Origin of the sequence: Acrocarpospora macrocephala (assembly GCF_009687865.1) — a bacterium.
GTDB lineage: Bacteria > Actinomycetota > Actinomycetes > Streptosporangiales > Streptosporangiaceae > Acrocarpospora > Acrocarpospora macrocephala.
In genome coordinates, this window is the sequence record NZ_BLAE01000047.1 from 38,158 (window position 1) to 59,194 (window position 21,037).

Annotated in this window: 21 protein-coding genes and 1 tRNA gene; 10 read left to right on the top strand and 12 right to left on the bottom strand. The window is 69.1% G+C overall.

Going from position 1 to position 21,037, the window contains the following annotated elements:
- Position 1 precedes the first annotated feature (1 nt).
- Both Amac_RS35320 and Amac_RS35325 read left to right on the top strand, forming a co-directional pair.
- Positions 2–77 (top strand) — tRNA-His (locus Amac_RS35320).
- Between the two features lie 202 nt (positions 78–279).
- Positions 280–498 (top strand): helix-turn-helix domain-containing protein, encoded by a 219-nt coding sequence (locus Amac_RS35325; RefSeq protein WP_155358763.1) that lies wholly within the window; start codon positions 280–282, stop codon positions 496–498.
- Positions 499–503: 5 nt separating this feature from the next.
- Here Amac_RS35325 and lat read toward each other — a convergent pair whose 3' ends face one another.
- The 3 genes from lat to Amac_RS35340 all read right to left on the bottom strand — a co-directional run bounded on the left by lat (position 504) and on the right by Amac_RS35340 (position 4,176).
- Positions 504–1,772: an L-lysine 6-transaminase gene (gene lat, locus Amac_RS35330; protein WP_155358764.1), complete on the bottom strand. Its 1,269-nt coding sequence runs from the start codon at positions 1,770–1,772 to the stop codon at positions 504–506.
- A 99-nt stretch (positions 1,773–1,871) separates the two neighbouring features.
- Positions 1,872–2,477 carry an HdeD family acid-resistance protein gene (locus Amac_RS35335; RefSeq protein WP_246268937.1) on the bottom strand — a complete coding sequence of 202 codons (606 nt, stop codon included), beginning with the start codon at positions 2,475–2,477 and terminating at the stop codon, positions 1,872–1,874.
- A gap of 91 nt (positions 2,478–2,568) precedes the next feature.
- Positions 2,569–4,176 (bottom strand): penicillin-binding transpeptidase domain-containing protein, encoded by a 1,608-nt coding sequence (locus Amac_RS35340; RefSeq protein ID WP_155358765.1) that lies wholly within the window; start codon positions 4,174–4,176, stop codon positions 2,569–2,571.
- Positions 4,177–4,235: 59 nt separating this feature from the next.
- On the opposite strand from Amac_RS35340, the gene Amac_RS35345 reads away from it, so the two are divergent.
- Positions 4,236–5,084 (top strand): spermidine synthase, encoded by an 849-nt coding sequence (locus Amac_RS35345; protein ID WP_155358766.1) that lies wholly within the window; start codon positions 4,236–4,238, stop codon positions 5,082–5,084.
- A gap of 82 nt (positions 5,085–5,166) precedes the next feature.
- Here the strand turns inward: Amac_RS35345 and Amac_RS35350 are convergent, their stop codons facing one another.
- Together Amac_RS35350 and Amac_RS35355 are read right to left on the bottom strand one after the other, a co-directional pair.
- On the bottom strand, positions 5,167–5,439 hold the full coding sequence (locus Amac_RS35350) for a 4a-hydroxytetrahydrobiopterin dehydratase (protein ID WP_155358767.1): 273 nt from the start codon (positions 5,437–5,439) through the stop codon (positions 5,167–5,169).
- A 24-nt stretch (positions 5,440–5,463) separates the two neighbouring features.
- Positions 5,464–6,054 carry a hypothetical protein gene (locus tag Amac_RS35355; protein ID WP_155345691.1) on the bottom strand — a complete coding sequence of 197 codons (591 nt, stop codon included), beginning with the start codon at positions 6,052–6,054 and terminating at the stop codon, positions 5,464–5,466.
- A 92-nt stretch (positions 6,055–6,146) separates the two neighbouring features.
- Here Amac_RS35355 and Amac_RS35360 point away from each other — a divergent pair, with 92 nt between their 5' ends.
- Positions 6,147–8,747 (top strand): ATP-binding protein, encoded by a 2,601-nt coding sequence (locus Amac_RS35360; protein ID WP_155358768.1) that lies wholly within the window; start codon positions 6,147–6,149, stop codon positions 8,745–8,747.
- A gap of 1 nt (position 8,748) precedes the next feature.
- Here Amac_RS35360 and Amac_RS35365 read toward each other — a convergent pair whose 3' ends face one another.
- From Amac_RS35365 to ngcE, 3 genes are read right to left on the bottom strand one after another with little or no spacing between them, the layout of a single operon-like run.
- Positions 8,749–9,657 carry a carbohydrate ABC transporter permease gene (locus Amac_RS35365; protein WP_155358769.1) on the bottom strand — a complete coding sequence of 303 codons (909 nt, stop codon included), beginning with the start codon at positions 9,655–9,657 and terminating at the stop codon, positions 8,749–8,751.
- A 3-nt stretch (positions 9,658–9,660) separates the two neighbouring features.
- Positions 9,661–10,596: a carbohydrate ABC transporter permease gene (locus tag Amac_RS35370; protein WP_155358770.1), complete on the bottom strand. Its 936-nt coding sequence runs from the start codon at positions 10,594–10,596 to the stop codon at positions 9,661–9,663.
- A 4-nt stretch (positions 10,597–10,600) separates the two neighbouring features.
- The gene (gene ngcE / locus Amac_RS35375; RefSeq protein ID WP_155358771.1) at positions 10,601–12,049 is read right to left on the bottom strand and encodes an N-acetylglucosamine/diacetylchitobiose ABC transporter substrate-binding protein; all 1,449 of its coding nucleotides are present in this window, start codon (positions 12,047–12,049) and stop codon (positions 10,601–10,603) included.
- A 295-nt stretch (positions 12,050–12,344) separates the two neighbouring features.
- On the opposite strand from ngcE, the gene Amac_RS35380 reads away from it, so the two are divergent.
- Positions 12,345–12,992 carry a class II aldolase/adducin family protein gene (locus Amac_RS35380; protein WP_155358772.1) on the top strand — a complete coding sequence of 216 codons (648 nt, stop codon included), beginning with the start codon at positions 12,345–12,347 and terminating at the stop codon, positions 12,990–12,992.
- A gap of 264 nt (positions 12,993–13,256) precedes the next feature.
- Here Amac_RS35380 and Amac_RS35385 read toward each other — a convergent pair whose 3' ends face one another.
- Entirely contained in the window at positions 13,257–14,834 is a 1,578-nt protein-coding gene (locus Amac_RS35385) for a DUF885 domain-containing protein (protein WP_155358773.1), read from the bottom strand.
- A gap of 78 nt (positions 14,835–14,912) precedes the next feature.
- On the opposite strand from Amac_RS35385, the gene Amac_RS35390 reads away from it, so the two are divergent.
- The gene (locus Amac_RS35390) at positions 14,913–16,139 is read left to right on the top strand and encodes a DUF4032 domain-containing protein (RefSeq protein ID WP_174900266.1); all 1,227 of its coding nucleotides are present in this window, start codon (positions 14,913–14,915) and stop codon (positions 16,137–16,139) included.
- Here the strand turns inward: Amac_RS35390 and Amac_RS35395 are convergent.
- Positions 16,136–16,633: a 2-thiouracil desulfurase family protein gene (locus tag Amac_RS35395; RefSeq protein ID WP_155358774.1), complete on the bottom strand. Its 498-nt coding sequence runs from the start codon at positions 16,631–16,633 to the stop codon at positions 16,136–16,138. The genes Amac_RS35390 and Amac_RS35395 overlap by 4 nt on opposite strands.
- A gap of 207 nt (positions 16,634–16,840) precedes the next feature.
- Here Amac_RS35395 and Amac_RS35400 point away from each other — a divergent pair, with 207 nt between their 5' ends.
- From Amac_RS35400 to Amac_RS35415, 4 genes are read left to right on the top strand one after another with little or no spacing between them, the layout of a single operon-like run.
- The gene (locus Amac_RS35400; protein ID WP_155358775.1) at positions 16,841–17,212 is read left to right on the top strand and encodes a roadblock/LC7 domain-containing protein; all 372 of its coding nucleotides are present in this window, start codon (positions 16,841–16,843) and stop codon (positions 17,210–17,212) included.
- 3 nt (positions 17,213–17,215) lie between these two features.
- A complete protein-coding gene (locus Amac_RS35405; RefSeq protein ID WP_155358776.1) occupies positions 17,216–18,058 on the top strand; it encodes a MarR family transcriptional regulator in 843 nt (280 codons plus the stop codon).
- Complete coding sequence (locus tag Amac_RS35410) at positions 18,055–18,468, top strand: roadblock/LC7 domain-containing protein (protein ID WP_246268938.1); 414 nt, start codon at positions 18,055–18,057, stop codon at positions 18,466–18,468. Before Amac_RS35405 ends, Amac_RS35410 begins: the two co-directional genes overlap by 4 nt.
- A gap of 18 nt (positions 18,469–18,486) precedes the next feature.
- Entirely contained in the window at positions 18,487–18,858 is a 372-nt protein-coding gene (locus Amac_RS35415; protein ID WP_155358777.1) for a hypothetical protein, read from the top strand.
- Here Amac_RS35415 and Amac_RS35420 read toward each other — a convergent pair.
- Together Amac_RS35420 and Amac_RS35425 are read right to left on the bottom strand one after the other, a co-directional pair.
- Positions 18,855–19,709 (bottom strand): alpha/beta fold hydrolase, encoded by an 855-nt coding sequence (locus tag Amac_RS35420; protein WP_155358778.1) that lies wholly within the window; start codon positions 19,707–19,709, stop codon positions 18,855–18,857. The two genes, Amac_RS35415 and Amac_RS35420, sit on opposite strands and share 4 nt — an antisense overlap.
- A gap of 37 nt (positions 19,710–19,746) precedes the next feature.
- The gene (locus Amac_RS35425) at positions 19,747–20,925 is read right to left on the bottom strand and encodes a thioredoxin family protein (protein ID WP_155358779.1); all 1,179 of its coding nucleotides are present in this window, start codon (positions 20,923–20,925) and stop codon (positions 19,747–19,749) included.
- Positions 20,926–21,037 lie beyond the last annotated feature (112 nt).

The following is a 21,037-nucleotide window of genomic DNA, read 5'->3' on the forward strand; positions in this document are numbered from 1 at the left end:
GGTGGGTGTAGCTCAGCTGGCAGAGCGCCAGGTTGTGGTCCTGGATGTCGTGGGTTCAAGTCCCATCACTCACCCCAGCGAGAGAGGCCGGTCCCTAGGGACCGGCCTTCCGCTTTTCCCGCCCGCGGTGCCGCCAACCGGGCAATTGCGCGCGAGTAGTCGGCCGACATCGCCCCAAAGGTCCGTATCGCGGGTTATGCTCGCACTCAACCGCTAGCCACAACCGCTACGCCGGACGCGCGGGGGCCTCGGCGCCTTGACTCTGCCCACGGAGGCCGGATGAGAGTCGATGACCGGACCGGAATGAGCCTCAGCAAGCGCGAAACCGAGGTCATGGACCTCATCGCCACCGGACACTCCAACGGCGAGATCGCCCAACGGCTGTTCCTCAGTGAGAAGACCGTGAAGAACCACGTCAACCGGATCTACTCCAAGCTCGGCGTGGACTCCCGGGTCACCGCCATCGACCTCTGGCGTGCCGCGAACACCGCGGAGTAGGCGCATCAGGGCCGCAGCGCGGCGGCCAGGCGGCTGAGGCCGAAGTCCAGGTCCTCCGCCGCGACGTTGAGCGCCGGACGCAGCCGGACCGAGCGTTCGCCACACGGCAACATCAGGACGCCCTCGTTTTCGCGCAGTCTCCTGATCAGCTCGCCGCGATCGCCAGGCACATCGAAGGCGCACATCAGTCCCCGGCCCCGGGCGTGCTCGACCAGGCCCTCGTCCTCCAGGCCGCGCAGCGCGCCGAGCAGCTTCTCGCCCAGGATCGTGGCGCGCGGGATCAGCCCGTCCCGCTCGATGATCTCCAGCAGCCGCCGGGATCGCACCATGTCCACCAGGTTGCCGCCCCAGGTGGAGTTGATCCGCCCGCTCACCTGGAACACGTTGTCCGGCACCAGGTCCACCCGCCGCCCGGCCATGATCCCGCCGACCTGCGTCTTCTTGGCGAACGCCACGATGTCCGGGGCCAGACCCAGCTGCTGGTACGCCCAGGGCGTCCCGGTCAGCCCGCCCCCCGTCTGCACCTCGTCCAGCACGAACAGCGCCTCGTGCCGGTGGCACAGCTCCTGCATGGCCTGGAGGAACCCGGCCCGCATGTGGTTGTCGCCGCCCTCGCCCTGGATCGGCTCGGCGATGAAGCAGGCGATGTCGTGGGGATGCCGCCGGAACGCCTCGGCCGCCTGGTCCAGCGCGCGCTCCTCGGCCCGCTCGACATTCCCGAAGTGGATCGCGGGGACATCGACGCGGGGCCAGCCGAACTTGGGGAACCGGTCGGTCTTCACGGGTTCGGTGTTGGTCAGCGAGAGGGTGTAGCCGCTGCGGCCGTGGAAGGCGCGGCTCAGGTGCAGCACCTGGGTGCCGAGCCCGGGATGGCGGCCATGCCCCTCGTTCCAGCGGCTCTTCCAGTCGAAGGCGCACTTGACGGCGTTCTCCACGGCGAGCGCGCCGCCTTCCACGAAGAACAGGTGCGGCAGCTCAGGATCGCCCAGCACCCGGATGAACGTCTCCACGAACCCGGCCAGCTCCTCGGTGTAGAGGTCGGAGTTGGCGGGTTTGTTGGCGGCCACCCGGCCCAGCCGGGCCAGGAACTCCGGCTCGTCGTCGAACGGGTTCATCCCCAGCGGCGCGGAGGCGAACGACGTGTAGAAGTCCAGATATTTCCTGCCGTCGCGGGCATCGACCAGCCAGGAGCCCTTGCTCCGCTCCAGATCGAGAACCAGCCGATACCCGTCGACCAGCAGGTGCCGCCCCAGCCGCGCGTGCACGTCATCCATGTCGCCTCCTCATCGAGTCGTACGGACAACATGATTGCCTCACACACGGCCGGAAATGTGAATAGCTTCCTCCTATAGAGGTCTATTCCCGGATGTTCTTCACGCCGCCATCGGATGCGCGCGATGCCCGGGATGGTGCGTCACGTGCCGCGCCCGGAACGCCAGCACCAGCATCGCGGCGCCCAGCACGATGGCGAAGATCGCGATCAGCGCCACCAGCGCGACCGCGCCCGCGCCCGGCCAGAGCATCAGGATCAGGCCGAAGAGCGCCGCGAGCACGCCGTTCAGGAGCATGCTCCAGTCGCCCTCGACCTCCTTGCGCCGCATCACCGCGCCCACGATCTCGACGATGCCGGTGATGAGGAACCAGGCCCCGATCAGCCAGATCAGAGCCAGTGTGGTGATGCGCGGCCAGACCAGGGCCGCGATACCCGCGGCCAGGCTGACGAGGCCGGAGAGGATCAGCCAGCCGCGTTCCCCGCTGGGCCGGTCCCGGAACGCGCCCAGGATCGTGGTCGCTCCGTTGATCAGCGCGTACACGCCGAAGACGATGACCAGGGCCTTCAGGGTTATCGCGGGCCAGATCAGCGCGATGAGACCGAAGATGATCGCCAGTACGCCGCGGACGGCCAGCGTCCACCATCGTTCTGGCGCCATCTCCGTGCCCTTGGCCCCGGAGTGGATGTCGGTATTCCTATTGGCCATGACGCCACCTCCATCCCTAGTACGTGTCCACCAGGAGGCCGTCACCAAGCCCTCATATCACCCAAATTGCCGTCAATCATGACAAAAACGACTACAGAGCGTTGAGGAAGCGGGCCGCGACCGGGACCGCGGCGCCCGCGCCCGTGCCGCCGTTCTCGACGAAGACGGCGAACGCCAGATCGTCCTGATAGCCCACGAACCACGCGTGATCGGGCCGGCCCTGCCCGACCTCGGCGGTGCCGGTCTTCCCGGCCACGCCGGCGGGCAGCCCGCCGTTCATCGCGGTGCCCTCGGTGACCACGGCCGCCATCATCACGCGCAGCGCGGCCACCACGTCGGCGGGCAGCTCGCGCGGCATCGGCTGCGGGAGCTGGGCGGCGGGCAGCAGGTGCGGCGAGCGCCAGGTCCCGTTCTGCACGGCCGCCGCCATCGCCGCCATGCACAGCGGGCTGGCCTCCACCGTGCCCTGCCCGAAGGAGTCCTCCGCCATCGCGTCGTCGTTCCCCGGCGGCGTGAGCGACCCGCAGGTGCCGCCCGCGCCGGTGGCCAGGTCGCCGCCGAAACCGAACCTGCCCGCCTCGGCGACCAGCGTGTCGGCGGTCAGGCGCTCCACCGCGAGCTGGGCGAACGTGGTGTTGCAGGACTGCGCGAACGCCTGCCGGAGGGAGAGCGTGCCGTGTTCCCTGCTCTGGTAGTTGAGGATCAACCGGCCGTTCGGGATCTGGTAACGCGCCGGGCAGGCCACCGGGGTGTCCGGGGTCAGTCCGGTGCCGAGCACCGCCGCCGCGGTGACGATCTTGAAGGTGGAGCCGGGCGGAAACTTCTGCTGGAAGGCGCCCTTGCCGCCGAGCCGGTCGGCGACCGCGAGTACCTCGCCCGTGGACGGCCGGATGGCGACCAGGGCGGCCGGATTGGCCACGCCGTCCAGGGCCCGCGCGGCCGACATCTGGATGTAGCGGTCGATCGTGGTGGTGACCCGGGGCGCGGGCCCGTCGCCCTCCTCGCGGACCAGCTCGATGGCCGGTTCCCCGGGGTTCTGGATCTCCGCGAGCCACCCCGCCTCCCCTGGGTGCGCCCCCACCATCAGATCCGCCACGTACGGCTCGGCCCCGCTGTCCAGCGGCAGCGGATCGCCCTCCCGGGTCGCCAGCCGGGGCGCCTGGCCGGGGATCGGGCTGCGCACCACGTGGCCGCCGAACTGGAGGTCGGGGTGGATGACGTCGGGCAGCCAGTCCACCTTCCAGGAAGGACCGGACTTCAGCAGCCGGAGCACCGAGGGGTAGGTGATCTCCTCATCCCCCTTCAGCTGCCATTTGCCGGTGAAGGGAAGTTCCACGCTGTTCGGGCCGGTCGGATTGACGCTGCCGGACGAGAGCACGATCGAGTCGGCGCCGACGGCGGTGCGGAACTCGCGGTGCAGGGTGGCGAACTCCGGGGGCACGTCGACCAGCAGTTCCGCCATGGCGTCCATGTCGCCCTTGGCCCAGGCTTGCAGGTAGGCGGTGCCGACTTCTTCCGGCGTGTCCCCCTCCTCGTCCACCCGGGGGTCATCGGCCGGGACGCTGGCCTGAGCGGTAGGCGTGGCTACGGTGTCGGTGGCGCCGGGTTCGTTCCGGCCGCTCATGATCAGGCCGGTCACGCCGGAGATGAATATGGCGAGTGCCACCGAGATCAGGACGAGCAGCGGCCGCCTGCGCATACGGTTTCTCCTGGACGTTGGAGAGTGCACTCCTGGATATATCACGCATAGGAGACAGAATGGCGAAGGTTGTGAAGGAGCCCCTGCCGGGACGGTATCCGGTGAGTTACGGCGAGGTGGAACTCCTGCGCGACCTCGACCGGCCGTACGGGTGGGTGCTCTGCAGCGGCGGGGTGCCGCAGTCCTATGTGGATCTGGCCGATCCCACCTATCTGGACTTCGAGTATGTGCAGCTCATGGGCACGGTCATCGACATCCTGCCAGGTGGGTCGCTGGATGTGGTGCACGTGGGCGGCGGGGCGTTCACGCTGCCCCGGTATGTGGCGGCCACCCGGCCGGGGTCCCGGCAGATCGTGATCGAACCGGATGAAGGGCTTGTTCAGCTGGTTCGCGACCAGCTCGGGCTCAGGTCCGTACCACGCCTGAAGGTGCGGATCACCGACGGGCGGCGGGGCGCGACCGGGATCGAGGACGCGTTCGCCGACCTGGTCGTGCTGGACGCGTTCACCGGCGCGATCATGCCGGTGGAGCTGGCCACGGCCGAGTATCTGGCCGACGTCGCGCGGATCCTGCGGCCGGGCGGCACGCTGCTGGTCAACGCCGCCGACGGCAAGGGCCTGATGTTCGCGCGGCGGCTGGTGGCCACGCTGCGCCGCGCGTTCCGGCACGTGCTGCTGCTGGCCGAGCCCGGCGTGCTGCGCGGGCGCAGGTTCGGCAACCTCATCCTGGTCGGGTCGGCTCGCGAGCTGCCGGTGGACCGGCTGGTGCGCAGTGCGGCGGGCGGCCTCACGCAAGCCCGCTGCGTGCACGGCGAGGACCTGACCAATTTCATCGCCGGAGCCGCGCCGATCAGGGACGGCGAACCGGTGGTCGCCCCGGTGCCGCCCCCGGACGTCTTCGGCTATTAATTAGAAAGTCGTGATCTGGACGGCCGCAGCGGTGAGTCGCCTGGTCGGCGGCTATGCGGCTGGCTATGGGACGGGTTTCTGATTAACAAGAGCCGCCCTGTTCGGCCACGATCCGGTCGATGTGCCCGGCCAGCTGGTAGTCCCGGTCGGTGAGCCCGCCGGTGTCGTGCGTGGTGAGCGCGAAATGGACCGTACGCCACCGGATGTCGATGTCCGGATGGTGGTTCATGCGTTCCGCCTCCACCGCCACGGCGGTCACGATGCCGATCGCGGTCGGGAAGTCGGGTGCGGTGACCGTGCGGCGGAGGGTGTTGCCGTCCCTCGTCCAGGAGGGCGGCTCGGGCTCATTTTCCATGGCCCGAGCCTAACCATCCCCGGCTCAGAACATCGGAGCGCCACTCCCCGGCGCGGGCGAGGTCTTCGCCCGGGACCGGCGGGCCATGGACATGACCCCGCGCACCATATGGGTGGCGTGGGTCTGCTGCCGGGTCGCGATCGACTCGGCCAGGATCGGCTCCAGCTCCGGCATCAGCCGGGGCAGCTGGGTGACACTCCACTCGTGCCACCGGGAGAACTCGGTGCCGCCGCTGTCGCTGTCCTCGCCCCGGTAGGCCATCATGACCGGACAGTGATCGTTGGCGTAACCGAGCCAGGACTCGATCGCCGAATTGAACCGTTCCACACGTGAGACGGCCGCGTAGAACCAGCCGTCATCCCCCAGGTAATCCTCATCGCCAGACTTGGCCGGGTAGGCCCTGGCCAGCGCACCGTGCAGAAACAACCCACTCGCGACGACCAGCTGCCGCCCCTCGGACCAGTCGATCGTGTCCTGGAGCGGTCCAGGACAGCTCGATTCGATGGCCGTGCGCTGGTAACTCGAGGGTTCTCGCTCGAAACGCACGTGGACCTCGGCCCACATGTAGTACTTGGCTTCGCCTGCCCCGAAGAAGGGGAAGGGAAATTCGTTCATCTGATCTCCCAGAAGGCGGGATCGGTGACATCACGGTGTCAGGTCCCCCGAACTCCTAGCATCCGTAGTATTACGGGACTTTACTGGGTCCCGTGTTCGTCGGACGTGTCGCGGAGTTGACAGCGCTCGCTGAGGCGGCTGAGCGTGGTGGTCTCGCCGAGGTGGTCGGGGAGCCTGGGATCGGCAAGACCCGGCTGCTCACCGAGTTCGCCCGGCGCGCGGAGAAGCGCGGCCTGACCGTGCGCCGCGGCCGGGCCACCGAGTACGAGCGGGAGATGCCCTACCGCGCCTTCGAGGAGGCGTTCGATCCGTTCCCGACCGGCGACCGGCTGGTGCTCGCCCGGGAGGTGCGGGCCCAGCTCGCGGCGGACGCCCCCGCCGTGCTGATCCTGGACGACCTGCACTGGGCCGACCCCGGCTCGATCGAACTGCTCGCCTACCTGCTCCGCCGCCCGCTCCCCTCCGAGCGGGTGCTGCTGGTCTGCGCCTACCGCGACCGGCAGGGCGGCGTACGGCTCCCGGCCGCGCTGGCCGAAGCCGGGCCCGCCGCCGTGCCGCACACCCGGATCGAGGTCCCGCCGCTGGCCCTGGCCGACGCGGAGGCCCTGATCGGCAACCGCCCCGGGCTGCGCGCCCTCTACACGGAAAGCGGCGGCAACCCCCTCTACCTGGAGGCCCTGGCCGGCCAGGAGGACCGCGGCTCCGGCCATCGCCACGACCTCACCGGCCTGCTGCTCGGCGAGATCGCCCTGCTGTCGGCCACCGAGCTGCTGGTGGCCCAGTCGGCCGCGGTCCTGGGCGACGAGTTCACCCCCGACGACGTCGCCATGGTGCTGGACTCCCCGCACACCGAGGCCCTCGGCCGGCTGGCCGCGCGCGACCTGATCCGCCCGGACGGCAACGGCAGGTTCCGCTTCCGGCATCCCCTGCTCCGCCGCCTGATCTACGAGAAGGCCGACCCCGCCTGGCGGATGAGCGCCCACCGGGTGGCCGCCCGCGAGCTCACCCTGCTCCGCGCGCCCGTTCGCGAGGTGGCGCACCACGTCTCCCGTACGGCCAGCAGGCACGACCCCGGCGACCTGAAGACGCTGATGGAGGCCGCCAGGGAGGCCATCATGGTCGCCCCCGCCGCGGCCATCGACTGGCTGACGGCCGCCCTGCCCCTGGTCGGGGACCTCACCGATCCCGCGTCTGTCGAGCTGCGCGTGCTGCTGGCCAGGGCGTACACCTTCGACGGGCAGCTGGAGGCGGCCAGGACGGCCATGCACGAACTGCTGCCGCACCTGCCGGTGGGCACCCGCGGTGAGGTGGTGGCCGCCTGCGCGGTGGTGGAACGGCTGCTGGGCCGCTACCAGGAGTCGGCCTCGCTGCTGGCCGCCGAGGTCGGGCAGGGCGGCAAGGGCGCCTGGCTGCACCGCGAGCTCGCCACCCTGCGGCTGCAGATGGGCGACGTCGCCGGCGCGCTGTCGGAGGTGGCCGAGGCGATCGCCGCGGCGGACGCCCCCGAGGAGGAGGCGGCGGCGCACTCCCTGCTGGCCTTCACCGCCGCCTACGAGGGCAATCCGCAGGCCTCCGGCGAGGCGATCGCCGAAGCCCGGGCGCTGGCCGACGGCCTCAGCGACGCCGAGGTCATGCGCGAGCTCACCTGCCTGAGCCGGCTGGCCTGGGCCGAGCTCTTCATGGAGCTGCACGCCGACGCGGAACGGCACGCCCGCCGCGCGCTCGCGCTGGCCCGGCCGCTCGGCCGCAGCGGCATCCTGGCCGACGTGCTCACCGCCGCCGCCCAGATCTGCGGCCGCACCGGCCGCCTGGCCGAGGCCATCACGTTCGGCCAGGAGGCCGAGGACGTCGCCCACCAGTCCGGCAGCCCCACCCTGCTCGCGCTGGTCCAGGCCATCCACGCCGAGGCCCTCTCCTTCGTGGACCTGGGCCGGGCCGTGCACCTGGCCACCCGGGCCGGGGAGTCGGTGGCCGGGGTCGACGGCTGGTGGTCGGCCACCACCGTGTGCCTGTCCGCCCAGGTCATGCTGGTCGCCGGGGAACCCGACCGGGCCCGCTGGATGCTGCTGGGCATCGGCGGCGGGGTCGGCATGCCGCAGTGCCAGCCCGGCTACCGGCCGATGTGGCTGGAGTCGCTCACCCAGGCCGCGCTCGGCTGCGACGAGATCGCCTGGGCCAGCGCCGCCGCCGGCGCCGCCATGGCCGCGGCCGACGCGCTCACGCTGCCCGCGCAGCGGGCCTTCGCGCTGCGCGCCCAGGCCTGCGTCCGCCTGGCCGAAGGCGACCAGCGCACCGCGGAAGCCCTCGCCGAGCAGGCGATCGGCCTGTTCAACGACGTCAACATGCGCCCGCATGTGGCGCGCACCCTGCTGATGACGGCGGGCGCCCGCGCCGACCCCCACCACGCGCTGGCCACCGCCAAGAACATCGCGCTGGACATCGGGGCCACCGTGCTGGTGGAGGAGGCCGAGCGGGAGCAGCGCCGCCTGGCCGCCCGGGCGCCGCGCCGGGGCGAGCTGCTGACCCGGCGGGAGCGCCAGATCGCCGAGCTGGCGATGACCGGCCTGACCAGCAAGGAGATCGCGACCAAGCTGCTGCTCAGCAGCCGCACGGTGGACGACCACCTGGCCCGCGTCTACCGCAAGCTGGGCGTCTCCTCCCGCGCGGCCCTGGCCGGGGTGCTGCTGACCTGAGCTACTTGCCCACGCCTGCGGTGAGGCCGGACTGGATCTGGCGCTGGAAGATGACGTACACGATCAGGATGGGGATGATGGCCATGCTCAGCGCCGCGAACAGGGCGGCCCAGTCGGCTTCGTAGCCCGCGCTGGTGGAGATGTTGGCGATGCCCTGGGTGATCAGCCACAGGTCCTGCTTGTCGCCGGGGAGCAGCACGATGGGGAGCAGGTACTGGTTCCACTGGCCGATCACGTTGAAGATCGTGATGCTGATCAGGCCGGGCTTGGCCATCGGCATCATGATCTGGAAGAACGTGCGGGTGTGCGAGGCGCCGTCCATCACGGCGGCCTCGGCGACCGTGTCCGGGAGCGCCTTGAAGAAGGCCGCCAGGAAGAAGACCGTGAACGGCAGCGAGAACGCCACGTACACCAGGACGACGCCGACGTGGGTGCCGAGCAGCCCCAGGTTCTGGACCACCTTGTACAGCGAGGAGAGCGCCAGGAACGGGGGGATGGACAGGCCTGACACGAACAGCAGGTAGATCAGGCGGTTGCCGGCGAACCGGTAGCGGGCCAGGACGTACGCCGCCATCGAACCCAGCAGCATGGTGAAAAATGTGGAGATGGCCACCACGATCACGGTGTTGATCATGTACTGGCCGATGTTGGACTTCTCCCAGGCCCGGCCCCAGGCGTCCCAGTGGAAGTTGGCCGGCAGCGCCAGCGACTTTCCGCCGAACAGCTCGGTGTTGGTCTTGAACGAGCTGAGGAAGGTGTAGACGATCGGGGCGACCGTGAGGATCGTCCAGATGAACAGCGCGAGGTGCGACAGCCCCCCGAAGACGCCGGGGCCCTGGCGTCTGGTCCCGAGGCGTCTGGTCCCAGGGTTTCTGGTCCCGGAGCTTCTGGTCACGGTGCGAGTGGCCATGATCTAGTACTCGATCCTCTCGCGCCGGGTCACCCGGAGGGTGAGCGCCGCGAACGTCAGCACCAGGAAGACCAGGGCGACGCCCATCGCGGACGAATAGCCGAACTTGTAGTACGTGAAGGCCTGCCGCCAGATCTCCAGCGGCAGCACGGTGGTGGCGTTGTCCGGCCCGCCGCGGTCCACCGAGAGCACCTGGACCAGGGCGAAGCAGTCGAACGCGGCGATGCCCAGATAGACCCAGCCGACCTGCACGGTGTTCCAGATCAGCGGGATGGTGACCCGGAAGAACAGGATGAACCGGCCCGCGCCGTCCAGCGCGGCGGCCTCGAAGATCTCCTTCGGCACCGAGGCCATGCCCGCGGAGAACAGCACCACGTAGAAGCCGACCGCCTGCCAGACCGCCACCCCGATGATGGTCCACAGCGCCAGGTTCGGGTCGATCAGCCAGCCGACCGGGTCGATCCCGATCAGGCCGAGCGCGCTGTTGAGGATGCCGTCCTTGTCCGGCCGCAGGATCGCCTGGAACAGCACGCCCACGATGGCGACCGCCAGCACCTGCGGGAAGAAGAAGACGACCTTGTAGAAGCCCGAGCCCCAGACCCCCGCCATGCGCCCGTTCCGCTGCCCGCCGCCCAGGTTCAGGAGGAAGGAGAAGAACAGGGCGATGATCAGGGACACGAGCGGCATGGCAAGCAGGATGACCCCGTGGTGCCGGACCGCCGCCCAGAACACCTCGTCGTCGAAGAGCTTCGTGAAGTTCTCGAACCCGACATACTCGAACGTCGGCGAGATGCCCCGCGAGTTCGTGAACGCCAGCTGGATGGCCTGCAGGTTCGGGCTGACGAAGAAGACGATGTAGAGCACCAGCGGCGCGATGAGGAACGAGAAGATAAAGCCGTACCTGCGCAGCACCGGGGGCGTCAGCTTGCCATGCCGCATCGGATCACACGTTCCGGGTCTGCTTGGTGATCGAGGAGTCGTTCTTGGTCTTGTCCGCGGCCTCCTGCATCTTGGTCGCGAACTCCTCGGCCGAGATGCGCCCGAACATCAGCGCGTTGGTCTGCTTGCGCAGCTCGGTCTCCAGCTCCTTGTACCAGCCTTCGAACGTGGAGAAGGTGACCACGTTCTGGCCGGCCGCGGTCTGCATGTCGGCGACGCTCTGCAGGCCCGGCGAGAGGGTCAGGCCCTCGGTGGCGCCGATGACCACGGTGAGGCTCTTGGTGCGCTCGGTGAAGTCCTTGGCGCCCTGCTTGGACAGCATCTGGCGCAGGTACTCCAGGCCGCCCTGCGCGTTCTTGCCCTTGGCCGGGACGACGAAGCCCTCGGCCGCGGCGGCGCGAACCGCCTCGTACGGCATCTTGTCGGCCGCGGTGACGCTGGGCGTCGGGGCGACCGCGTACTTGAACTCGGCCGGGGTGTCCTTGGCCTGCTCGGCCTCCAGCCACGAACCCGACGGGTAAAGCGCGATCTTGCCCTGGTTCTGCTGGGTCTGCACCTCGGTGTGGATCAGGCCCTCGTAGGACTTGTCCATGTATTTGCCGATTTCGGCCCACGCCGCCGCGGACTGCTTGATCGCGTCGTTGTTCCAGGCTCCGTCGACCAGGTTGTCGATGTTGAGCAGGATCTCGTTGCCACCGATCTTGGCGGCCGAGATGAGGATCATCCAGTACGCGTAGTACGAGGCGTTCTTGCCCGCGTACGCGAACGGCACGATGTCCTTGGCCTTGGCCGCCTCGGCGAAGGTCTTGAACTCCTCGAACGTCTTCGGCGGGGTCCAGCCCTCCTTCGCGAACAGCGCCGAGTCGTACCAGAGACCGTAGGCGGTGTAGACGTAGTTCAGCGTGTACGGCTTGGCGGGGTCGCCGCCGAGGCCGGATTCGATGGTGCCGGGGACGATGATGTCCTTGACCTTCTTGGCCGGGTCGTCGACCGAGGGGGCCTCGAACAGCGGCGTCAGGTCCAGCAGCTGGCCGGCGCCGATCAGGGCGCCGCCGTCCAGGGCGTCGGTGCCGGAGTTGTTCACCACGTCGGGCACGTCGCCGGAGGCGAAGCGCGGGGTCAGGGTCTGACCGATGGTCTGGATGCCCTGGTGCTTGATCGTGGCGTTGGGGAACGCCTTCTTGTACAACGGCTCGTGCGACTGGGTGGCGTACTCGTCGCTGTACCCACCCTTGAAGATCACGACCTCAAGCGGAGCGTCGGCCTTGACCCCGAACGGGTTGCTGGCGGACACGGCGGCGGCGGTGGACGCGGCGGCCGTGGGGGCCGCCTCCGAGCCACCGGAGGTGGCGCACGAGCTCAGCAGACCGGCGGCGGGGCCGGCCACGAGGGCGGTGAGGCCGACGCGACGCAACATCTGGCGGCGCGTGATCTCGCGGGGCGTGTTGGTCATGCAACTCTCCTGGCGGGGATCAATTAGGAAAGTTTCCTAAACGTTTGAGGAACGTACGGCTAGCTCACGAAGGCGTCAAGACTTCGGGATCGGTCTAGACCAACCCGTAACCCGACTGCGATGAATCTTCACAGTCCACGCACTCCTTTCCGCCGTTTTGCCTGGTTATGCCTAGTTACAAACGTAGGATGACCGGAGGATCATTTGCCGTCCTGGAGGTGCCTTGGGTCCACCATAACGGTAACTGGTATAGACCGGCTGGTGTTATATCGGACAATTGCCTAGATTGACCGGCATGTTGGAGTTAAGACGAGATCTGTGCAGGTACGGCCGCCGCGCCGTCGAACTCGGGCTCGTCATCGGCACCTCGGGCAACCTGAGCGCCCGTTCCGGAGATCTCGTCGCGGTGACCCCCTCCGGCGTGGCCCTGGACGCGCTCGAACCCGACGACTGCCCCATCGTCTCCCTGGACGGCCACCTCGTCGAGGGCGACCTCCAGCCGTCCTCGGAAACCCCCATGCACCTGGCGGTCTACACCGCCACCGGGACGACCGCCATCGTCCACACCCACGCCATGTTCACCACGGTCGTCGCCAGCACCCTGACCGAACTCCCGCCCATCCACTACAACGCCCTGCTCCTCGGCGGCCCCATCCGGGTAGCCCCCTACGCCACCTACGGCACCCCCGAACTAGCCGAAAACGTCCGCACCGCCCTAGAAGGCCGAAAAGCCGCCCTCATGGCCAACCACGGCGGCATGACCATCGGCACCACCCTCACCGAAGCCTTCGACTCCACCCGCCTCCTCGAATGGCTCTGCGAGCTCTACGTCCGCTCCCTAACCATCGGCAAACCCACCATCCTGACCGACGACCAACTAACAGACGTGATCAACCGCGCCCTCAACCCACCGGCGTTCCCCCGCAGGGAGGAGAAACCCTGACCCAGCGCCGCAGCCTTTTCCCGACTCCGGCGCGAAACACGAATCCCGACCGATTGGTGACCGAGGCTCGGCGCAAGGCCGGAGGGTGGCCTTGTCCCACTCGCCTTCGGAGATCGGGACCGAGAAGGCGTTGCTCTGGGCGGGTTCGGGTGGGGCCACAAAACCGCCTCTTCGGCCCCACCGCTGACCTTTCTTGGCGCCGGTGCGGCGAGAAGCATCACCTGCGTAAACGGCGCCGGATAACGGCGCGTAACCCGGATGTTCTCAGGAACCCAGTGCCGCCATCCTCGCCAATCCGAGTGGCAACCCTCCGCTCCCGGCGAGCACGTCATGAAATGTCCGCAGATCCCCCTGGAATTCGGCCCGGATGCTCTCGATCTCGATCGCGCCTGTCAGGTAGGAAGGCGCCTGCGTCGGCCACGCGCAGTACCGGCTGACCTCACCCTTGGCCGTCCCCGGCGACAGTGACGCCTTCGTCGACATGAACGTTTCGGCCTCTTCGACGGTCATCTCGCCACAGTGCAACGCGGTGTCCACCACGATCCGCGCCGCCCGGAAGATCCGGCAGTCCAGATGCGCCAACTCGGTCTGCGGCGTCGTGAAATATCCCTGTTCGTGCATCATCCGCTCCACATACAGAGCCCACCCCTCCGCGAAATACGGCGTCCGGAAGATCTTCCGTACCCGCCGGGGATTACTCGCCATCCAGGCCAGATGCCAGTGATGCCCCGGATAGGTCTCATGCACGGCGATCGACGGGATCTGCGCGCGCGAGTTGGTGCGCAGGCGTTGCCGTACCTGCTCGGCGGAGAAGCCGTCCGGCGTGTACGGCACGAAGAACACCCCCGTGCGGGACGGCGTCAGCGGCGGCGGCGCCAGGTAGCTGGCCACGGCCAGGATCGGGCGCTGGAACTCCGGCGAGGGCAGCACGAAGCACTCCTCCCCGTCCGGGAAGGTGACCAGCTCGTGATCACGGACGAAGTCGCGCGCCCGCATGGTCTCGGCCTCGTACTCCTCCCGCATCGCCTCCAGGGTCGGCGGATGGTCGTCCATCAGGGACTCCATCGCGGCCCGCCAGTCATCCGCGCCCAACCGGCGCGCGACCTCGCCCATCCGCAGATCCAGCGCGGCCCACTCGGCCTTGCCCTTCTCGTGCAGCTCGGCGGAGCCGTACCCGAGCAGCTCCCGCTCGCGCAGCAGCGTCGAGTAGAGCTCTTCGCCCATCCGCCAGCTGCCGCCCGCCTTGAACCCCGCCAGGAAGTCGGCCAGCTCGTCGAACGCGGCCGCCGCGGGTTCCGCCGCCTCCGCCAGGCGCGCCCGGAGCGTGGGATCCTCGACCACGCCGGGGATCGTTTCGGTGAGGAAACGCCGGGCCGTACGAGCCTGGTCCAGACCCCGCGTGACGAGCAGTTCGGCGGCGAGATCCGGATCGAGGTTGGCCCGGCAGGCGGCGAGCACGCCCGGCACCTCGGCCAGCCGGGACAGCGCCGCCTTCACCAGCTCCGCCTCCGGCCGCAGCCGCTGCTGGAACGGCGTGTACAGCGACCCGAACACGGTCCCCAGGTAGGGCGCGGGATCGCGCCGCCAGTCCGGCCAGCGCGCGCTCGCGACCGTCCCTCGCAGGTACGACAGCGCCAGCTCGTGATCGATGCGATCGTCCAGATCGGCCGGAACCACCCCTTCCAGCCGCTCCAGCCAGAGCTCCGCCGCGCGCTCCCGCCGGGCGAACCCCGCTTCGGTAAAGTCCCCAAGGGTCCGGTCGTACCCATCCGCCCCGAGCAGATCCGCCCGGACCGGATGCTGATCGAGGTACCAGTCAACGAACTCATCCAGCAGCGTCATGCCGTGACCCTACATTTCCCCGCCCGCACGGACATCCGTCACACTGTTCCCGTAAGCCCCCTAAATTGGAGCAATTCGGTGCCCCTGCAGATGACCGGCGCCCCCAGCGACCCCGACCTGATCCGGCTCCCCTGGGACATCCCGCTGGAGGACTGGCCCGAACACCACCTGGTGACCCTCCCCCGGGGCATCTCCCGGCACGTGGTCCGCTTCGCCCGCCTGTCTGGATGCGTCTACGCGATCAAGGAGATCAGCGAGCGCTACGCCAAACGCGAATACAAGCTCCTGTGGGACCTGGCCCGCCTGGACGCCCCCGCCGTCGAACCCGTCGCCGTCGTCACCGGCCGCACCGACGCCGACGGCCAGCCTCTCGACTCCGCGCTGATCACCCACCAACTCCAGTTCTCCCTGCCCTACCGCGCCGTCCTGTCCGGCACCCTCCGCCCGGAAACCCTGACCCGCCTGCTCGACGCCCTCACCGTCCTGCTGGTACGGCTGCATCTGACCGGTTTCTACTGGGGCGACTGCTCCCTCTCCAACACCCTGTTCCGCCGCGACGCGGGCGCCTTCGCCGCCTACCTCGTCGACGCCGAAACCGGCGAACTCCACCCGATGATCAGCGAGGGCCAGCGCCACCACGACATCGACGTCGCCCACATCAACATCTACGGCGAGCTCCTCGACCTGGAGGCCGGCGGCCTGCTCCACGCCTCCATCGACCCGCTCCTGTTCGCCGAGCAGATCGTCGAGCGCTACCACCGCCTCTGGGGCGAGCTCAACTCCGACGAGATCATCGAGGAGGTCGACTGGCACCTCGTCGAGCAGCGCATCCGCCGCCTCAACTCCCTCGGCTTCGACGTCGCCGAGATGATGGTCCGCCGCAAAGCCGGCACCGGCCGCCTCATCGTCCGCCCCAAGGTCGTCGACGCCGGCCACCACCAGCGCCGCCTGCTCCGCCTCACCGGCCTCGACGTCGAGGAGAACCAGGCCCGCCGCCTCCTCAACGACCTCGACTCCTTCCGCGCCGCCAACGACCTCCGCCACGAGGACGAGGCCATCGTCGCCCACCGCTGGCTCGCTGAGGTCTTCCACCCGGTCGTCAGCGCCGTCCCCGCCCCTCTCCGCCGCAAACTCGAACAGGCCCAGCTCTTCCACGAGGTCCTCGACCACCGCTGGTTCATGTCCGAGGCCGCCGGCAAGGACGTCGGCCTCCCCGCCGCGGTCGCCTCCTACGTGAAAACCGTCCTCGTCCATAAACCCGACGAGAAAGCCATCATCACGGACCTGGAAGAGACCCTGTACTAATTGGTTTCCAGAGTCGCCAGATAGGTCGCCGCGGCGGCGATGTCGTCTTCGCCGAAAACCCGGATGCCGTTGGCGGTCAGCAGCGCGGCGGTGACACCCTGTCCCGGGGTCGCGTGTCCGGCGAAGGTGCCGTCATAGATCTTCAGTGGGCCGCAGGAGGGGCTTCCCTCTTTGAGGATGGCGAGGCGTACGCCATGACGATGGGCGGCGGCGAGCGCCGCGTGGGCTCCGGCCACGAACGCGTCGGTCACGTCCGTGCCGTCGGCGCGCAGGACGTGGGCCGTGCCTGCGAGGACGGCGTCGCCGCCCGCGCCGCGTTCGATTTCGGCGGGTGGGCGGGGCACCGGCAGGCCTCCGGCCACCTCTGGGCAGAACGAGACCAATCTGCCCTCCGTGCGCCAGCCTGCGAGCAGGGCATCTTCGCTGGTCTTGGCCTTGCCGTCGAAGCGTACGCGGCTGCCGAGCAGGCACGCGCTGACCAGTATCCGATGCATAGTCCTATTCTCCCAGGCGCCCGCATTGAGATGAACAATCCTCACAAATCCCCTCCGAATATGCGTTTCCTTCTATCCGGGGGAGCAATCCTTACTCATGATTATCAATCCTTCCGCCTGGTCTCAGGCGTCCCATAGATCCATGTAGTTGATATTCCGGGATTTCTCTACTCTTGGCCGGGTTGTCAGGCGGGAGGAGAGTCACGGGTGATCACAATTGAGGACTGTCTCTTCGAGGCGATGTCCATTCCCGGGGCGCTCGGCGCGATCCTCGTGGACCACGCGAGCGAGACCGCCGTCGCCACCCGGGGCATGTCCGATCCGGAACGCTCGGCGAGCGGGCTGAGCGAGGCCTTTCGCGCCATCCAGACCGGCCTGGCCCTCTCCTCCCCCACTGGAACGGTCCGAATCGACGACGTGATCGTCACCACCGATCAGGGGTACCAGCTGATCAGGCCGATGGACACGCCCTTCGACGGGCCGTTGCTGATCTGCGTGCAACTTGATCTGAACCGGGCCAATCTGGGCCTGGCACGACATCGGCTGCAGAGCATCTCGCGCCAGCTGATCGCCTCGTGAAGCATGGGCGACAGCATCGAGGCGACGCTGACCAGCCTGGCCGACGGCGGCGCGACGGGCGCCCTGCGGGCGGGGCGGGCCGGGACGATCTACCTGCACGAGGGACGGGTCTGCCTGGTGGAGTGCCAGGGCACGCCGAGCGTGGAGGAATTGCTGACCACGTCCGGGCGGATCAGCGCCAACGGGGTCAGGACCACCCGGCAGGCCGCGGCCGGGGACGGCGGCGACATGCTGGTCAGGCGTGGCGTGCTGACCCGGGGGGAGCTTCAGCTCTGCGTGCTCGGAGCGACCCTGGACGCGTCGTTCTTCCTGTTCGGCATGGCCGGGCCGAAGCTCAGGTTCAAGGACGGGGACCGGCACTGGCTGGGCACGTACTGGTACTTCGACGTGCCGGCGCTGCTGCTGGAGTGCCGCCGGAGGAGGGCCAGATTGGACCGGGCCTGGCCCTCGGCCGAGCTGGACGGCAAGCCGGTGCGGCCGGTGCGGCGGATCGGCTCCAAACATGTGGTGGTGTCGTCTGCCCAGTGGGAGATCCTGCTGGCCGCCGACGGCGAGAGCACCCCCGCCGAGCTGGCCAAGAAGATCGGCCTGTCCGCGTACGCGACGCTGGTGGCCGTCCGCGAACTCGCCGCCGCGGATCTCCTTGTACGGCCCGAGCCCGAACCGAAACCCGAACCGAAACCCGAACCGCAGCCGGACGCTGTGCTGCCGCGCCGCACCGACCGGTCGGGGCTGCGCCCAGGGCTGGGCGCGCCGTCGCACACGATCACGCCGCAGACCACGGGAGACCCGACGGACGTGAATCTGCTCATCAGGCTGCGTGACGCGCTGGAGGCCCTCCAGTGATCGCGCGCCCGTGGCTCAAGCGGGCCGGAAAGGGTTTCTCCATGGATCTGCGCCGCGAAATACACGAGGAGATGCTGCTGCTGCGCGGCCGTACCCCGGAGATCACCGGGGTGCTGACCTGCACGGTCGACGGCATGCTCGTGTCGGCCGACCTCCCCGGCGCCGTCGACCAGACGGCGGCGCTGACCTCGGCGGTGCTCTCCATGAGCCGCCGCATGACCGAACTGACCCAGGTCGGGGACCTGGAGGAGACGCTGATCTCCGGCACCCGCGGCCACACGGCCTGCTACGCCGCGGGCCCCAAGCTCGTCCTCACCGTGCTCGCGGCCCAGGGGGCCAACCTCGGGCTGCTGCGGATCGAGGGCAGGAAGACGGCGGCGAAGATCGCCGCCATCGTCGAGCACCAATAGACACCAAGGAGCAGAACCATGGCGAACATGGACGTCTCACTCAAGGAAATGATGGCCATCGACGGCGCCATCGGCGCGGCCGTGGTCGACTACAGCAGCGGGATGGCACTCGGCACCCTCGGCGGCTCCAAGGATCTGGACCTCCAGATCGCGGGGGCCGGGAACACCGAGGTGGTCAAGGCCAAGCTGCGGACCATGGAGTCGCTCGGTATCCAGGACACCATCGAGGACATCCTCATCTCGCTGAGCGGCCAGTACCACCTCATCCGGCCGATCTCCGGCCGCGGCGGCAAGGGCCTGTTCCTCTATCTGGCCCTGGACCGGGCCAGGGCCAATCTGGCCATGGCCCGGCACAGCCTGCGTGCCATCGAGGACAAGCTCGACATCTAGCCGACCCGCCCGGTCAGTTCGGTGATCGCGGCCACGAACTCCGGCCAGAGCGGCCGGGGCAGATCGTGACCCATGCCCGGATAGGTGAGGAGTTTGGCGCCGGGGATGGCGTCGGCGGTGGCGACGCCCCCCGGCGGGGTGATCAGCGGATCCTCGTCCCCGTGGATGACCAGCGCGGGCACGTTCAGCTCACGCAGCCCCTCGGTCCGGTCCGGCGCGCACGTGATCGCGATGAGCTGCCGGGTCGAACCCTTCGGGTCGTAGCAGCGGTCGTAGCTGACGCCCGCGACGCGCGCGATCCGGTCCGGCTCGCTCGGATATCCGGGCGAGCCGATCACCTGGAACACCTCGAGCGCGCGCTGGATCGCCTCGTCCCGGTTCCTGGCGGGCGGGCCCAGCAGCGCGGCCATGGCCGCGTCGGTGGCGGGCGCGAGCGCGGTGGCGGGCGTGGACATGATCGAGGTGAGGCTGCGCACCCGCTCCGGCGCGGCGATGGCCAGCGTCTGCGCGATCATCCCGCCCATCGAGACGCCGACCACGTGCGCGCTCGCCCACCCCAGCGTGTCCATCAGCCCGGCCGTGTCCGCGGCCATGTCCTCCAGCGTGTACGGCACCGCCGACGCGTCCCCGCCCAGCGCCGCCATCAGATCGGCCGGCCCGTCGACATGGGTGGACAGCCCGATGTCCCGGTTGTCGAATCGCGCGACCTGGTGCCCCTCGGCCACCAGCAGCTCGATGAACTCCTCGTCCCAGGCCACCATCTGCATGCCCAGACCCATGATGAGCAGCAGCGGCCGGCCGGTCCCGAAGACCTCGTACTCGATGTCGATCCCGCGCACGGTGGTTCGCATGGCAACAGAATTCCATTCTGTTTCTATGCCGGGCAAGTCATACGCTCACCGATTCCTTCTGCAGCACGGCCGTGACCCGCTGGATGACGTCGGTGGGAGACGGCGACCCGGTCAGCCGCAGCAGCTCCTGACCCCCGTTCAGGAGCACCACGGTCGGCACCGACTCGACCCCGAAATACTGGGCCGCGCTCGGCGACTGCTCGATGTCGATGGCGGCCCCGGCCAGCTCGCCCCGGTATTCGGCGAGGATCCGGTCGAGCACCGGCCGCAGGCGCTCGCAGGCCAGCGAGTCGGGGGCGCTGAAGTCGACCAGCACCGGCGCCGGGCCGCCGAGCAGCGCGTGCAGCTCGTGGGGCTGGGTGATCAGGGGGCGCTGCGGCGCGGTGAGCGGGCCTGGGTCGTAGTCGGCCAGCATCCTGGCGTACGCGTCGGCGTGTTCCGGGGCGGCGTACAGGCCGTTGACGGCGAGACCGGCGAACAGGAAGCGGGCGCACGCGGCCCTCGGCACCCGGTCCAGGTCGATCTCGCGCAGTGGCGGGGCGAGGCTGAGCACGGCGTCCGCGTCCACGGCGCCGGCCAGCGACAGCACCCGCAGGCTGCGGGTACGGCCCAGCCGCCGCAGCTGGCCCGGATCGAGCCGCAGCCCGCCGAGCCGCAGATAGCCCAGGTCCGGCGGCGTCACCAGCGCCCCCAAGCCGGACCCGTTGATCCCGTCGCCGGTCACGGCCAGCACCGCGAGCGGGAGCTCGGCGACCCGCCAGAACACCTGGTCGCTGAGGTTCCGCCCGCGCAACCTGACCGTGAGCAGCGGCGAATCGGGGAAGACGACGTCACCGGTCATCCGGTCGGAGCGCAGGTTGAGCGTCTCCAGGCGGCGCAGCGACCGCAGCGCGACCAGGCCGTCGTCGGTGAAGTCCCCGCTGAGGCTGAGGTCGCGCAACCCTTCCATGCGGGCCACGATCCGCAGGTCCTCATCGCGGACGTTGTCGAGGTCGAGGCCGTCCATGTCCGGCACCTCGGCCAGCCGCGCGGGGCCGTCGGCCACGTACGTGATCTCGACGTGCCCCGGCACGTCCACCGTGCCGATCGGGTCGAACTCACCCGAGAGCTGATCGGCGGGCAGGTCGTCGAGGATCAGATAGCGGATGACGCCCGGGAGGCATTCATCCGGAAAACGGACAGTTCTGTCTATACCAGTGCCACGAAGTTCCCCCATGATCGGTTGGATGCCCAGGTCGATGACCAGGACAAACGCCAGGCAAGATGATTTATCCGTTGGTTCGCCGGAGCAGCCTGAGCTGTCCTCTTTCCAGCGAGTGGCTATACCG